This window comes from Mesorhizobium sp. M7A.F.Ca.ET.027.03.2.1 (genome assembly GCF_003999175.1).
GTDB lineage: Bacteria > Pseudomonadota > Alphaproteobacteria > Rhizobiales > Rhizobiaceae > Mesorhizobium.
On sequence record NZ_RZOM01001583.1, the window covers coordinates 1 to 902 of the forward strand.

At 62.0% G+C, this 902-nt stretch carries 2 protein-coding genes; both read right to left on the reverse strand.

What is annotated here, in order from left to right; genetic code table 11:
• Positions 1 to 465, reverse strand: a 465-nt coding sequence (locus EN750_RS36585) for an MFS transporter (RefSeq protein ID WP_127399434.1), incomplete at its 3' end; no start/stop codon positions are given.
• Positions 466 to 621: 156 nt separating this feature from the next.
• A partial coding sequence (locus EN750_RS36590) for a neutral zinc metallopeptidase (protein ID WP_189526762.1) occupies positions 622 to 902 on the reverse strand: 281 nt, incomplete at its 5' end.

Genomic DNA, 902 nt, shown 5'->3' on the forward strand with positions numbered 1-902 from the left:
AACCGGCCCGGTGACGAAGCCGACGCCAAACGCGATACCGAGCAGGCCGAAATTCTTTGCCCGGTTCTCATCGTTCGAGATATCCGCGATGAAGGCTGAAGTCGTCGAATAGCTTGCGCCTGAAATGCCGGCCAGCACACGCCCGATGAACAGCATCGGGTAGGACCAGGCGACCGCGCAGATCAGATTGTCGATGGAGAAGGTCAGCACCGAGGCGAGCAGGATCGGCCGCCGCCCGAACCGGTCGCTCAAGCCGCCCATGATCGGCGCGAAGACGAACTGCATCGCCGCATAGACGAAGAACAGCCAGCCGCCTTCGATCGCCGCGCCGCTGATGCTGACCCCGGTCAATTCCCTGAGATAGGCCGGCAGCACCGGCATGATCATGCCGAAGCCGATAATGTCGAGCAGCAGCGTGGTGAAGACGAGCGCAAGGCCCCGTCTGGCGGTTTTGGGGTCGATCATGCTGGGTCAAGCTCCTCTGCTCGCCCTCAGGCGCAGGCGGACGCAGCTTATAGGCGAGCTCGCGGCAAGGAACAATGCGGGAACAGGCCGAATCTGGTCATCCTGACACCCCCTGACGACAACATCGCCGGCAGGTGAAGCTTGAAAACGGTCTGGTCAGATCGGCCCACTCAGCGTGTTGCAATCCGACAGCTTGCCGCTCTTGTAACCACGCGCCAGCCAGGTCTGCCGCTGCTGCGAGGTGCCGTGGTTGAAGCTTTCCGGTACGACATAGCCCTGCGTCTTCTTCTGCAGCGTGTCGTCGCCGATCTTTTGGGCAGCATTGAGCGCCTCTTCGAAATCGCCCTGCTCCAAGATGCCCTTCTGCCCGGTGAAATGCGCCCACACCCCGGCGAAGCAGTCGGCTTGCAGCTCGATGCGCACCGACATCTGGTTGG